At 29.9% G+C, this 14,813-nt stretch carries 12 protein-coding genes and 1 riboswitch; of the genes, 1 reads left to right on the top strand and 11 read right to left on the bottom strand.

What is annotated here, in order from left to right; all coding sequences use genetic code 11:
* Positions 1–18 precede the first annotated feature (18 nt).
* Positions 19–1,209 (bottom strand): methionine adenosyltransferase, encoded by a 1,191-nt coding sequence (gene metK, locus RDX53_RS02730; protein ID WP_007285870.1) that lies wholly within the window; start codon positions 1,207–1,209, stop codon positions 19–21.
* A gap of 197 nt (positions 1,210–1,406) precedes the next feature.
* Positions 1,407–1,509: riboswitch (SAM riboswitch) on the bottom strand.
* A 191-nt stretch (positions 1,510–1,700) separates the two neighbouring features.
* Here metK and yyaC point away from each other — a divergent pair.
* Entirely contained in the window at positions 1,701–2,210 is a 510-nt protein-coding gene (yyaC, locus tag RDX53_RS02725; protein ID WP_195929500.1) for a spore protease YyaC, read from the top strand.
* Positions 2,211–2,301: 91 nt separating this feature from the next.
* Here the strand turns inward: yyaC and RDX53_RS02720 are convergent, their stop codons facing one another.
* From RDX53_RS02720 to cdaA, 10 genes are all read right to left on the bottom strand, one after another.
* Positions 2,302–3,318 (bottom strand): rod shape-determining protein, encoded by a 1,017-nt coding sequence (locus tag RDX53_RS02720; RefSeq protein ID WP_295571871.1) that lies wholly within the window; start codon positions 3,316–3,318, stop codon positions 2,302–2,304.
* A gap of 137 nt (positions 3,319–3,455) precedes the next feature.
* Positions 3,456–3,713, bottom strand: a complete 258-nt coding sequence (gene spoIIID / locus RDX53_RS02715; RefSeq protein ID WP_195929498.1) for a sporulation transcriptional regulator SpoIIID — start codon at positions 3,711–3,713, stop codon at positions 3,456–3,458.
* Between the two features lie 105 nt (positions 3,714–3,818).
* Positions 3,819–4,487, bottom strand: coding sequence for a M23 family metallopeptidase (locus RDX53_RS02710; RefSeq protein ID WP_295675616.1), 669 nt, complete (start codon positions 4,485–4,487; stop codon positions 3,819–3,821).
* A gap of 199 nt (positions 4,488–4,686) precedes the next feature.
* Entirely contained in the window at positions 4,687–5,712 is a 1,026-nt protein-coding gene (spoIID, locus tag RDX53_RS02705; protein ID WP_195929496.1) for a stage II sporulation protein D, read from the bottom strand.
* Positions 5,713–5,859: 147 nt separating this feature from the next.
* Positions 5,860–7,113 carry a UDP-N-acetylglucosamine 1-carboxyvinyltransferase gene (murA, locus tag RDX53_RS02700; RefSeq protein ID WP_195929495.1) on the bottom strand — a complete coding sequence of 418 codons (1,254 nt, stop codon included), beginning with the start codon at positions 7,111–7,113 and terminating at the stop codon, positions 5,860–5,862.
* A gap of 19 nt (positions 7,114–7,132) precedes the next feature.
* Complete coding sequence (locus RDX53_RS02695; protein ID WP_295571876.1) at positions 7,133–7,864, bottom strand: YwmB family TATA-box binding protein; 732 nt, start codon at positions 7,862–7,864, stop codon at positions 7,133–7,135.
* Positions 7,865–8,457: 593 nt separating this feature from the next.
* Positions 8,458–10,287 carry a glutamine--fructose-6-phosphate transaminase (isomerizing) gene (glmS, locus tag RDX53_RS02690; protein WP_195931602.1) on the bottom strand — a complete coding sequence of 610 codons (1,830 nt, stop codon included), beginning with the start codon at positions 10,285–10,287 and terminating at the stop codon, positions 8,458–8,460.
* A 308-nt stretch (positions 10,288–10,595) separates the two neighbouring features.
* Positions 10,596–11,942 (bottom strand): phosphoglucosamine mutase, encoded by a 1,347-nt coding sequence (gene glmM / locus RDX53_RS02685; protein WP_307993680.1) that lies wholly within the window; start codon positions 11,940–11,942, stop codon positions 10,596–10,598.
* Between the two features lie 324 nt (positions 11,943–12,266).
* The gene (locus tag RDX53_RS02680; RefSeq protein ID WP_295571880.1) at positions 12,267–13,451 is read right to left on the bottom strand and encodes a YbbR-like domain-containing protein; all 1,185 of its coding nucleotides are present in this window, start codon (positions 13,449–13,451) and stop codon (positions 12,267–12,269) included.
* The gene (gene cdaA, locus RDX53_RS02675) at positions 13,448–14,290 is read right to left on the bottom strand and encodes a diadenylate cyclase CdaA (RefSeq protein WP_195931599.1); all 843 of its coding nucleotides are present in this window, start codon (positions 14,288–14,290) and stop codon (positions 13,448–13,450) included. The genes RDX53_RS02680 and cdaA overlap by 4 nt, the downstream gene beginning before the upstream one ends.
* Positions 14,291–14,813: the final 523 nt, after the last annotated feature.

The raw sequence follows: 14,813 nt of genomic DNA, 5'->3' as shown, positions 1-14,813 counted from the left end.
ATATTAAGTTCTAATTAACTATATACCAGCTTGTTCTTTTAAAGTTTCAGCTTTATCAGTTCTTTCCCATGGTAAATCTATATCAGTTCTACCGAAGTGACCGTAAGCAGCAACTTGTTTGTATATAGGTCTTCTTAAGTCAAGGTCTCTTATTATAGCACCTGGTCTTAAGTCGAAGTTTTTGTTTATTAATTCAACTAATACTTCTTCAGAAACTTTTCCAGTTCCGAAAGTATCAACGAATATTGATAATGGTTTAGCAACACCGATTGCGTAAGCTAATTCTATTTCACATTTGTCTGCAAGTCCAGCAGCAACTATGTTTTTAGCTACGTATCTAGCAGCATAAGCAGCAGATCTATCTACTTTTGTTGGATCTTTACCAGAGAATGCTCCACCACCGTGTCTAGAGTATCCACCGTAAGTATCTATTATTATTTTTCTACCAGTTAAACCAGTATCTCCTTGTGGTCCACCTATAACGAATCTACCTGTTGGGTTGATGTAGTACATAGTTTCTTCATCTAATAATTCAGCAGGTATAACAGCTTTTATAACGTGTTCTATTAAGTCTCTTCTTATAGTTTCGTTATCAACACTTTCACTATGTTGAGAAGATATTAATACAGTATGAACTCTAACTGCTTTGTTTCCTTCGTATTCAACAGTTACTTGAGTTTTACCATCTGGTCTTAAGTAATCTAATAATCCAGATTTTCTAACTTCTGTTAATCTTCTTGATAATTTGTGAGCTAAAGATATTGGAAGTGGCATTAATTCTTCTGTTTCATTACAAGCGAAACCGAACATTATACCTTGGTCTCCAGCACCAACTTTTTCTATTTCTTCTTCAGTTTGTTCTCCTGATTTACTTTCTAAACCTTCATCAACACCCATAGCGATGTCTCCTGATTGTTCATCTATAGCAGTTATTACTGCACAAGTATTGCAGTCGAATCCAAATTTAGCTCTAGTATATCCGATACCTTCTACTGTTTCTCTAACTAATTTTGGGATATCAACATAAGCGTTTGTACTTATTTCACCTGCAACTAATACTAATCCAGTTGTAGTAGTAGTTTCACAAGCAACTCTTGATTGTGGATCTTTTTCTAATAATGCATCTAGTATTGCATCTGATATTTGGTCACACATCTTGTCTGGATGACCTTCAGTAACTGATTCTGACGTAAATAAATGTCTTGCCATTTTAGTTCCTCCTTAAATTTCTATAGTTTATTTTATATCATAATTTGTTCCTAGAAAATCTTTATTGTAATAAAAATTTTCTCACGGGAATTCTAGATTATATTCTTTATTTTACAAGAAATTAAATTCTTTATACTTTCTTATAAATTAAAAAACCTCTTCTATGTAGAAGAGGATATTGTATGCTTAAATACGCGACCTCATCTTTCTAGAATTCTCTCTAGCAGGATTTAGCACCTTCCTTTTTCAAGTGGTTGCTGGGCTTCGTAGGGCCTGTCCCTCAGCCTCTCTTGATAAGGTAATCAAGAAATTTTTCTTTCAAATTTAACACTATAAATGATACCTGTTTTGTGATTCATTGTCAAGCATTTTTGCAATTCTCTTTCCCTGTTTTTGTTTTATTTTTTAATAGTCACAATTTCGTAACTCTTGTAAAAATAGTATTATTTCATACTTTCAACTCATATATTATCTAGAAGGGAGGAACTCCTATGTATTTAGCCAAAGTAAACTATAAAAGAGAAGATGTCACGCATATATTAAGTAATATTCTCAAAAATATAATCTCTGATAATACTGTAATAATATGTATAGGAACAGATCGTGCTATTGGAGATGCACTAGGGCCTCTAGTAGGTACTATGCTCAAAAATAGTGATTTTAAATACCCTGTCTACGGTACATTGGATAATCCTATTCATGCTTTAAACATTTATGAATCAATCGAACAGATTAAAAGCAAACATTCCTCGAGCCAATTTTTAGCCATAGATGCCTGTTTGGGCTCGGCAAGTAACATAGGTAATATACAAATACGAGAAGGACCTATACTTCCAGGCAAGGGCGTAGGTAAGAAATTACCCCAAGTAGGGACTTATTCTATCGTTGGCATTGTAGATAAAATAGATGAAAATAATAGATTTTCTTTTAACAATATAAGGCTTCATTTCATTTTAGAATTAGCAGAAACAATTGCTTTATCCCTGCTCCTTGCAACATAACAAAAAGTAGCTATGGTAAAATAATAAATTTTATATTATTTTAAAATAGCTACTTTTTAGTTTATATCAATATTCTGTTTATTTTAATCGATTATTTTTTAAAGCTTCCACCTGTTTCTAATAAATCAAGTGAACCTAATGATAATCCAGTTCCTTTAGCAACACAAGAAAGTGGGTCATCTGCTAATACTACTTTTATACCTGTACTTTCTTCTATTCTATCGCCTAAACCTTTTAACATAGCTCCTCCACCTGTCATCACTATGCCTTTGTCGCTTATATCAGCTGCTAATTCTGGTGGTGTTTTTTCTAGTAGATTTTTAGTTGCTGCTACTATTTGTTCAACACATGGGTTAAGCGCATCTAATATTTCGTTTGAATTTACAGTTATAGTTACAGGAAGTCCTTTTACTAAGTTTCTTCCGCTGATATTCATAGTTCTTGGCTCGTCCTCTTTAACAGCAGTTCCTATTTCTATTTTTAATCTTTCAGCACTTCTTTCCCCTATTAATACATTGTATTCTTTTTTGATGTATTTGATTATTGCTTCGTCAAATTTATCTCCGCCTAATTTTATAGAGTCACTTACTACTGATCCACCTAATGATATTACAGCTATATCTGTAGTTCCCCCACCGATATCTATTATCATGTTACCATTTGGTTGAGCTATATCTATTCCAGCTCCTATTGCCGCTGCTATAGGTTCTTCTATAATATAAACTTCTCTAGCCCCTGCTTTTCTTGTTGCATCTTCAACAGCTCTTTTTTCTACTTCAGTAACACCTGTTGGTACACAGACCATTATTCTCGGCATTACAAATCTGCCAAATCCTTTTTTCTCTACTATTTTTTCAATAAAATAAGATAGCATTTTTTCTGTTATCTCATAATTTGATATAACACCATCTCTTAATGGTCTTATAACGTCTATATTTGCAGGTGTTCTCCCTATCATTCTTCTTGCTTCTGTACCTACTGCTATAACTTCTTTTAATTTATTATCTACTGCTACTACTGATGGTTCTTCTAGTACTATCCCTTTTTCACTTACATATATCAGTACGTTAGCAGTCCCTAAATCTATACCTATATCAGCTCCTGACATCTATTTTCACTCCTTTTTACATTTTTGCATTTCTAAGTCTTTATATTTATATTAAATTTTATTAATAATCATTAATTCTCCTATTCTACAATATAGGCAAAAATTTGTCTTTAGTCAAGAAAAAAATGTAGGTTATCCTACATCTTTTTTTGTTGCTGGTATTTCAATTTTGTGGCCATTCCTCCTCGAATATGCCTTTCTGATTTATTTTTCTCTAAAACTTGTTTGACTTCACTAGCTAATAATGGGTGAATTTCTTCTAATCGCTCTGTTACATCTTTATGAACAGTACTTTTACTTACTCCAAAAACCTTAGCTGTTTGTCTTACCGTTGCCTGCTTTTCTAATATATATTTCGCAATAATAACCGCTCTTTGTTCTATATGAGATTTCAAGACCTCCCCTCCCTCAATATCAGTCCTATTGATATATATGAAAAAGGGGCAAAAAATATAACAGGAGACTTCTCATTTTTTATGAAAAGTCTCCTGCTTTTAACTTTATTCTAATAAACTCAATGGATTAATAGCTTTATCATTTTTGTAGGCTTCTATATGTACATGTGTACCATCTTCATTTTCAACATTTGTTGTATTGCCTACATAACCTATACAATCGCCTTCTTTAACAGTATCTCCTTTTTGTAATGATACATTTTCTTTTATGCCAGAATATATTACTGTTAAACCATCAGCATAAGATAATTTTATACTTGTTCCGTATTTATCATCTGAATATACAGATTCAACCGTTCCATCAAGTATTGATTTTATCTCTGCTCCATCTTCTGCTGCGACATCTAAGCCTTTATGTATTTCCCAAACATCTAGTGTTTTTGAGTAACTAGGCATTTCTGTAGAATACTGTCTAAGTACTTCAGTTCCTATGTAATTTAATTTAGATTCGCTTTTTGTTTGTTCTTTTTGTGTTTGTTGTTTATTTTCTTCTTTGGCTTTTTCTAGGTTTTCTTTTGATTCTGTTGATGTTGGAACAGAATCATCTTTATCTTTTACTAAATTTATCTCATTATCCTTATTAACGGCATCATTATTTGATACCAATTTATTTAGGTTTTTATTTGTAAATATAATACCACCCAAAGCTACAAGACAAATACATATGAATAAAGATAGATAAAATATATCTTTCTCTAATAATTTCTTTTTCATACTGCACCTCCAAATATATTAATACATTTAGAGTATTGACACCTTTTTTTATTTTATGCCTATATATGAAAAATTTTTTATTTTTTATATATTTATCCATGTATAATTCTATATATTTTGTTTTACTTGTTTTATATGATTTTATATTAGATATCTATTATAAACCATATTCCTTAGATATTCATTATAAAATTATATTCTAATATATATCTTTTATTTTTGTGTCTGTGTAGTAATGTAGTAGTATCTCGTCGTATTTATAATTTTTTTGTGCCATACCTTCAGCACCCCATTGGCTCATACCTACTCCATGACCATAACCTCTTACTTTGAATATAACTGTATCTTTATTAAATCCTATGTCAAAGTTAGAAGAATTTAAACCAAAAATAGTACGCATATTTCTACCCGTAATCTTTTTGTTTCCAACTTGAATATTATTTACTGAGCCAGCAGCAGTTCTGTCTAATATCTTCACTACTTTATCCAAATTTTCAATAGATATAGAAATACTTGAATAATTCTTTTTCAATAAGTTTACAAAGTCGTTTTTATTTATTTTTGTTTCAGTATAGTATTTCGGTGATTGTTCTTCATAAGGACTGCTCACTGATTTTAAGTATGGGTATTGTTCTGAAAATACTTCTTCACTGTTTTCTGTCTTACCACCTGATGTTGAGAAATATAGTGGTAGTATTGCCTTATCATCATATGTTAATATATGACCTTTTGTATCATCTACTGCTTGTTTTATCTTAGGATATGAATTTTTCATCCATTCATCACCCTTTTTGTTTTTTAACTCGTCATAAGATGCATATGCTTGACAGTGATTTGAATTAGTGCATATGTCCGCCCCATTATGGCCTTGTGTCATGTTATTTTCCATTTTGTAGATAATATAAGTCCTTGCAGCTATTGCCTGAGCCTTTAAAGCCTCTTCAGAGAAGTCTGATGACATTTCTGATGCGACAACTCCATATAGAAATGTTTCTATGTCCATTTTCTCTATAGTATTTTTACTACAATGATATACAGTTATGGTTGGACTTTTAGAATCTACAGTTTCATAGGTATCTTTTTTCTGTTCTGATTTTTGCGTTATTTTTTTAGCAATTTCAGAACTAGCCACTTCATTTTTTCCATAAAAGAGCACACTAATTAAAACAGGGAGCAATATACAAAAAATCATTGTCCCTATCAAAAATATTATAGGTTTTTTCATATAATTAATGCCTCCATAGATTTCTATATGCATAAATATATGAAAAAACCCAATTATTTATTCCTATCTAAAATGTCTTACTTTACTAATAAATGTCGATAACCACATATAAGTAAATATTAAAATTCATATAGCTAGTAATTAGAATTAGTCTTCTACTATTTCTATATTACCACCTAAAGATCTTATTTTCTTGTCTATATCAACATATCCTCTTTGTATGTGATATATTTCACCTATTTGAGTTTCTCCTTCAGCTATAAGTCCACATAATATAAGTGCAGCTCCTGCTCTTAAGTCAGTTGCATTTACATTAGCTCCGTAAAGTTGGTCAACACCTTTAACTACAGCTGTTCTTCCTTCTATTTTTATGTCTGCACCCATTCTGTTGAATTCTGCAACGTGCATAAATCTATTTTCAAATACTGTTTCTATTACAACACCAGTTCCTCTAGCAACTGTAAGCATAGCCATTATTTGTGCTTGAACATCTGTAGGGAATCCTGGATGTGGTAAAGTTTTAACATCTACTGCTTTTAATTTTTCTGGTCCAACTACTCTTATTGAATTGTCCATTTCTACAACTTCGCAACCTGCTTCTATTAATTTAGCAGTTACTGGTTTTAAGTGTTCAACTAATACATTTTCAACTGTTATATCACCTTTTGTCATAGCTGCAGCAACCATGTAAGTTGCAGCTTCTATTCTGTCTGGTATAACATCATGTTCAGTTCCTTTTAATTCTTTAACACCTTTTATTCTTATAGTGTTTGTACCTGCACCTTTAACATCTGCTCCCATTTCGTTTAGGAAGTTAGCTAAGTCTACTATCTCTGGTTCTTCTGCTGCATTTTCGATTATAGTAGTTCCTTCTGCAAGTACTGCAGCCATCATTATATTTTCAGTTGCTCCAACAGATGGGAAATCTAAGTATAATTTAGATCCAACTAATTTATCTGCTTTAGCTTCTACAAATCCGTGATCCATTATTATATCTGCACCTAAAGCTTTAAATCCTTTTAAGTGTAGGTCTATTGGTCTTGTTCCTATTGAACATCCACCTGGCATTGATATTTTTGTTTGGTTAAATCTAGCAAGTAATGGTCCCATTACGAAGAATGAAGCTCTCATTTTTCTTACTAATTCATATGGCGCTTCACAAGTAGTTAAGTTACTTGCGTCTACTGTTAAAGTTTTGTCTTTGTATTCAACTTCCGCACCAAGGTGTCTTATTAAGTCTGATATAACGTGTACATCTGTTAAATCTGGTACTTCGTGTAAAACTGATTTACCTTTTACTAATAGTGTTGCCGCTATTATAGGTAATACTGCATTTTTTGCTCCATCTATTCTAACATTACCTTTAAGTGGGTTACTTTTCTTCACAATTATTTTAGCCATAAATATGTCTCTCCTCAATCTAATAATCTATTTTTATTATAGGTGTAGCCATATATATTGTCGTTCTATCATCATCTTCGCTATACCTAATTCCTATATTCAAATTCATTTCTCTATCTAAATATTTTAAGTTATTTTCTTTTAATAATTTACTATATGCATTTACTGATAAAAAGTTTTCTTCCTCTATATCATCAATTTTTTCAGCATACATATTATATAATATTTTCTCCAAAATAGCACTAATTTTAGCGTTATTTAATTTATTTGTATATTCTCCTGCTATACAAATATTAATATTTACTTTATCTGAATATTTGTTTAGTTCATTTTCTAACTTAACATAAACATTCTCTATATTTTTATATACTTTATTATTTAATATGTCAACTATTATATAGAATTCTTTTGAATTTTTTTTGACTCCAACTATTGAAATTCCTTTATCTTCGTCATCATAATTTACATATATTTCACCTTTTTGCATTTTTGAGCTTAACTCACCATGACCATCACCTAAATTTTTTGCAATTTCTGTGCAAATGTCTTTTAGTTGATTCCTGTCCATTTCTTTTTCTATTATTATGCTAGATTTTATGTTATAAAATTTGAAATTAGATTCAGTCATCTCAAAACTTTCTATGAATTTATCTATCCATTGTGTTTGATTTTGTTGTCCATAAATTGTAATTGCTCCAAATAAAGATAAGATAAGTACAAAGAAACATATCATTGCTTTAAATAATTTCATTTTAAAGTCCCCCTCTAATTTATCTTTACTTAAAGTATCTACAGATTTATTGTTTTTAAACGTAATTATTTTAACTTAAGATTATTAGTAATTAAATCTAGATTTTTATTAAATATTTATTATTTCTATTAATTGTTGTTAAGGCTTTATTTTCGTATATTTCAGCTTTTATCAATGTTTTAATCATATAAGTATTTTTTCTCGCTTATACTAGCATTTATTCGATTATTTGATATGTATAATTTTTACATCTATCTTATTAATCGATACTTAATATGTCTTTTAATTATTTTAATAAGAGATATTTTTACACAAAACAAAAGTGCAACCGAAGTTGCACTTTTTTAATGTATTTATAATATTGGGTGAATATTATGAGGAATACATTTATATTATGGTCAATAAAAAAAATTATATACACAAAAAATAAAATTTTTCTTTTTTATAAATTTTTTAACTAATAATGATAATACTTCTTCCCAAAGCAAAGACCCATTTTACTTATGTAAAATGGGCCTTCTAGCTAATGTGTATGTGTTGTTAAATTATTTTTTTATATTGTATTTATATTAATTTTTTAAATTAAATTCAAATTATTCAACTGTAACTGATTTAGCTAAGTTTCTTGGTTTATCTATATCGCATCCTCTTTCTTTTGCAACATAGTAAGCTAATAATTGAAGTGGTATTACACTTAATATACCAGCTAATATGTTATCAACTTCTGGGATGTATATAACTGCATCAGAAGATTTTTCTACTTCTTTGTTTGTTTCTTCAGTTATTGATATAACGTTAGCTCCTCTTGCTTTAACTTCTTGCATGTTAGATAACATTTTTTCGAATAGGCGTTGTTGAGTTGCTAAAACTATTACTGGAACACCTTCTTCTATTAATGCTATAGTACCATGTTTTAATTCACCAGCTGCAAATGCTTCAGCATGAGTGTAAGATATTTCTTTTATTTTTAAAGCACCTTCCATTGCAGTTGAGTAGTCAAGACCTCTACCTAAGTAGAATATGTCGTTTTTGTCTACTAATTGTTTTGATATTTCTTTTATTTGTTCTTCACATTTTAATACTTCTGTAACTTGCTCTGGTATAGCTTTTAATTCTTCTATATAGTTCATGTACTCTTCTTTAGTTATAGTACCTTTCTTTAATGCGAAGTCTAATGCTATCATTACGAAAGCTACTATTTGAGTAGTGTATGCTTTTGTAGAAGCAACTGCTATTTCTGGACCAGCCCAAGTGTATAATGTGTAGTCAGATTCTCTAGCTATTGAAGAACCAACAACGTTAGCTATTGATAATACTGTAGCACCTTTAGCTTTAGATTCTCTTAAAACTGAAAGTGTATCAGCAGTTTCACCAGATTGACTTGCTAATATAACTAAAGTGTTTTCGTCTATAAATGGATCGCTATATCTGAATTCTGAAGCTATATCAGTTATTACTGGTACTTTTAAGAATCTTTCTACAGCGTGTTTTCCTATAAGTCCTGCATTATAAGCAGTACCACAAGCAACTATATATATTTTGTTTATTTTGTCTAATTGCTCTTTTGTTATATCTATATCATCTAATTTTATTTCACCATTTTCATCTAATCTTCTCATTAGAGTGTTGCTGATTGCTTCTGGTTGTTCATATATTTCTTTTATCATGAAATGGTCGTATCCACCTTTAGATGCTGCTTCAACGTCCCAGTTTATTTCGTTTACTTTTTTGTCTACTACTTCCCTGTTTTCGTTTAATATTTGAACTTTGTCTCCTAATATGTGAACATATTCGTCGTTTTCTAAGTAGTAAACTTTTCTTGTATATTTTAATACTGCAGGTATATCAGATGCTATGAAGTTTTCACCTTCACCTAATCCAACTATTAATGGACTGTCTTTTCTTACTGCTACTAATTCTTGGTCGTTATCTGTGCATATAACACCTAATGCATAAGCTCCTCTGAATCTAGCTGTAGCTTTGTAAACTGCATCTAAAAGATTTCCTTCGTAGTATTTACTAACCATATGAGCTGCTACTTCTGTATCTGTTTGAGATATGAATTCATATCCTTCAGCTTGTAATTCAGCTTTTAATTCTAAGTAGTTTTCTATTATACCATTGTGAACTACTGCTATTGTTTTTTCTTTATTAAAGTGAGGATGTGAGTTTACATCTGATGGTACACCATGAGTTGCCCATCTTGTATGCCCTATTCCTAAATGTCCTTTTATTGGATTTTTTTCTAAATCTTCGGCAAGTACTGCTAATCTACCTTGGAATTTTCTTATTTCTAATTCATTTTTACCATTGTTTACAGCAACACCTGCAGAGTCATATCCTCTATATTCTAATTTTGAAAGCCCATCGACTAAAACGTCTGTCGCTTGTCTATTACCTAAGTATCCTACTATTCCACACATAATTTGTGTCCTCCTAAAAAATATTTAATTTATATATTTTTAAGATTTCGGGTCAATCCACATGGGTTTCTTTTTGTTTAATAGGATTACTCCCATTCTTTGTAGAAATCCTCCGATGGTGGCACACCGCAGAGCATCCGCCGATATTTCGATTAACTCTGACCTCGTCAACTTAAAAAATTAAGTTCTGGCGCTTGATAAACACTAGTTTTATTCTAGTATTTACAATTAACTTAAGATATATTCGGGCATAAAACCACGCTATATGTGATTTTATACCCTTAATTTATTTACTTTTAAATTAGTTCTTAAGATAATTTTGCTTTTATAAGATCTGCTAGCTCTTGTGCTAACTCTCTTATTTGACCTTCATCTTTACCCTCTAACATAACTCTTACTAATGGTTGTGTTCCAGATGGTCTTATTAAAACCCTACCTGTTCCAGCCATAAGTTTTTCAAGTTTTTCTATTTCAGTTCTAATTTCGTCATTTTCCATAAATTTATTTTTAACTTCATTTCTAACATCCACATTTATTAAAACTTGTGGGTATGTTGTCATTAAAGCCGATTGTTCTGATAAAGTTTTGCCATCTTCTTTTACTATTTTAGAAACGATTAATGAACTTAAAGTTCCATCTCCTGTAGTATTATAATCTAGGAAAATCATATGTCCTGATTGTTCTCCACCTAGATTGTGGCCACTCTTTTTCATTTCTTCTATTACATATCTGTCTCCAACATCTGTAATAGATAAATCTATTCCATATTCTTTAGCTGCTACATGAAGACCTATATTACTCATTGTAGTAACAACTAATGTATCGTTAGCTAGTTTATTTTGTTTTTTAAGGTAAACAGCTCCTAATATCATTATATGGTCACCATCTACAATTGTACCTGTCTCATCTACTGCGATTAATCTATCAGCATCACCATCATATGCAAGACCTAAATCAGCATTGTGTTCTACAACTGCTTTTTGAAGTCCTTCTGGATGTGTTGAACCGCATTTGTGATTTATGTTTTCGCCATCAGGAGTAACATTCATAGCTATTACTTCTGCTCCTAATTCTCTGAAAACTTCTGGTGCAACTTTATAAGCTGCTCCATTTGCACAATCTAAAACTACTTTTAATCCTGTTAAGTCAGTATCTACTATAGATTTTAAATAATCTACATAGTCTTGAGCTGCTGTGTGTTTATGAATTCTAACACCAACCTCATTCCCTATAGGATTATAAGCTATTTTTTCCATATTATCAATATATTCTTCTATCTTTAACTCGATTTCATCATCTAGTTTAAATCCATCTTTATTGAAGAATTTAATACCGTTGTCTTCCATTGGGTTATGTGATGCAGATATTACAACTCCACACTCAGCACCATATTTTCTAGTTAGGTATGCAACACCTGGTGTAGGTATTACACCAACAGTAATTACGTCACAACCAACAGACATTAAACCAGCAATTAAAGCTGCTTCTAACATATCTCCTGATTGTCTTGTATCCTTACCTACTACAACTTTTACTTTGTATTCATTATTAGTAAGAACATATCCTCCTGCTCTACCTAATTTATATGCTAAGTCACAAGTAAGCTCTTTATTAGCTACACCTCTTACTCCGTCAGTTCCAAAATATTTTCTCATAAAAAGTCTCCTTCCAAAATGAAAACCTTAATAATTATTATATCAGTAAATGTCAAAAAAATTTCTTACAAGTTTATAACATTTATTTCCAAGTTATCATATATATTTTCAATGTATTTTAAAATCTTAATTATTTACAGCATTGTTAAATAATGAATTTGCCGTCCTAAAATTTGTCATAAACTCATTTTAATACTTAAATACAAAAAAGACAATAGCTATTTTAGCTATTGCCTTCTCTGTATTTATCTGGTATTTAAATAATTATTATTTATAATAAAATAAGCTATTTTTATTGATATTATCAATTATCTCAGAGTATATTTATTTTGACATTACATAACTAGGTTCAATCGATATACTTTTTACATTAACCCCGCTATGATTAATATTGTACTGGCTGCCAGAATTAAATCCGCCCGATAAATCAAGATATAATTTTAAATCTGATTTAGATATCTTTTCTGCTTCTCTATCGTATTCTACAGTTACTTTTATCGTCTCTGGCAAATCAAAATCCTCAAGTGTTTTGTTATCTGCATTATTTTCTAAAGTCAATTCAGAACCGGAGTATGTAAATACGCTGCTAGTTGCTTCATTAGTACTTGCAGATTTTATAGTAATACTTGTTCTATCAGAACTAATTCCACTTGGTATCTTCAAATCTATAACTTTATTATTTGATGTAAGTTCATCAACATTAATTGGTTCTGTATCAATTGAATCTATTGATTTTAAATCTTCACTTTTTCCCTTTATTTGTATTGTACTTGGTGTTATTGTAAAATCTTCTCCTTCAACTAATTTAGAACTATTTCCTCTAAAAACAACATTTATTTTAACTTCTTTTTGTTGTAGATATGATACTTCTGCACTTACTTTATCAAACGCTAAAGTAACATGATTTACTTCTTTTCTATCAGCATCTAATGCTTTTAATTCTAGCTGTGTAGATTGTGTCTTAGATAATTTCTTATCTGCATTAAATACAGCTTGTACATATTTTATAGACTCTACTCTACTTCTCGGTCCTGATACCATTACATTTTTCTCACTTAATGTAATGGTATCGACATCATCTTTATATTTTCCTGTTATTTCAACATTAATTTTTTGCTCTTTTTCTATACTTTTTTCTAAGTTTATAACGATAGTATCTGACTTAAAGTCCGTAGATACTTTGTCGCTTGCGCTAGCTCTCAAATAAAGCTGATTTTGCCCCTCTATAGGATTATTAACAGTCCCATATACATTTATATTATTAGCCGTTATCTTTTGTAAATCTGATAGGTTTCCTTTAACATACACAGATGCAACTAATTCTTCATCTGGATCTACAACTAACCCTAAATCGTTTATTTCATGGATATTTGTTATAGTGATAGGTATTTCTTCAAATAGTTTTGTATCCTCTGGGTCTACAACAGCCATAACATACATCCAAAGAACTATCGCACTTAATAAAGATATTATCTTTATCTTGGTATTCTTATTTAATATTTCTATCATTTGAATATACCACCTTTAAATAAACTTTTCTCAGTTGCACTCTTTCTCAAATTATTTTTTAATATATTAGCCATTCTTTCCTTAGCAATATTTCTATATAATTTACCAGATTTCGCAATTGAGACCTCCCCTGTCTCTTCAGAAACAATTAAAGTTAAACAGTCTGATACTTCACTAATACCAACCCCAGCTCTATGTCTTGTCCCTAAATCCTTTGTTAAATCCTTACTTTGACTTAAAGGTAAAAAACATGCCGCTGCCTTTATCTTAAAATCTCTAATAACCACTGCCCCATCATGCAATGGAGTATTTGGTATAAATATATTTATTAATAATTGACGTGATACATCACCATCGATAGTAGTCCCTGTATTTATTATATCTGATATTTTAGTTTCCCTTTCCATTATTATAAGAGCCCCTATTTTCTGTCTAGAAAGCGAATATAATGTTTCAACAATTTCTTCTATCATTTTATTAAGTTGTGCATCATCTTCATTTTTATTTCCCTTTTCAAAGAGCTTAAAATTAGCTCTACCTATGTACTCAAATCCTGCTCTAAGCTCTGGTTGGAATATAATACATACCGCTATAACCCCAACCTCAATAGCATTTACTAAAATCCAATAAAGAGTATGTAATTTAAATAAATCACTTATCTGTGTAGCCAATAATAATATTACAATTCCTTTAAAAACCTGTTCCGCTCTAGTATCCTTTATAAACATAAATACCTTATAGAAGATATAAGCTACTATTGATATATCTACAACATCATATATACTCATCCTTAGTATAATATTCATAAAATCATTAAAAAAATTATTTAAATCGGACATTATATCATCCTCCTATTTAATTAGTTTTCTTATTTATCCACCTCGAAATATTTAAGTTGTAATTTAAAATTTCAAGGTTTTCTGATCTATTTATTATTTGTATGTTATTTTCATTTATTTTAATTTAATTTTATTTATTTTAATATCATTTGTTATTTTTAGATTAAATATAGTTATATTAAATAATTGAATATAACTATATTCATATTAATCATTTTGATCTATTTATTTGTATAGTTATTCAGATTTAATCATCTTTATATATTTATTTAAATAATTATTTAGATTTACCATCTTTGTATATTTATTTAAGTCTCTATTTAGATTAATTGTTCTGATATATTTTTGATAGATTTAATTTTATCTTACTCTATCTTATTTATTCTATTTATCTATTTTTTATATAGATGTTTTATATAAGTCCCTTATAAAATAAATTGTAAATTATTCTCTCTAGGCGCTGTGTATGATATGTATCTTAACTCTACATTATATATTATAAACTTTTACCTACATATTTTAT

The sequence above is a fragment of the uncultured Intestinibacter sp. genome (assembly GCF_902468165.1).
GTDB lineage: Bacteria > Bacillota > Clostridia > Peptostreptococcales > Peptostreptococcaceae > Intestinibacter.
This window is presented reverse-complemented; position numbering and strand designations above follow the sequence as displayed.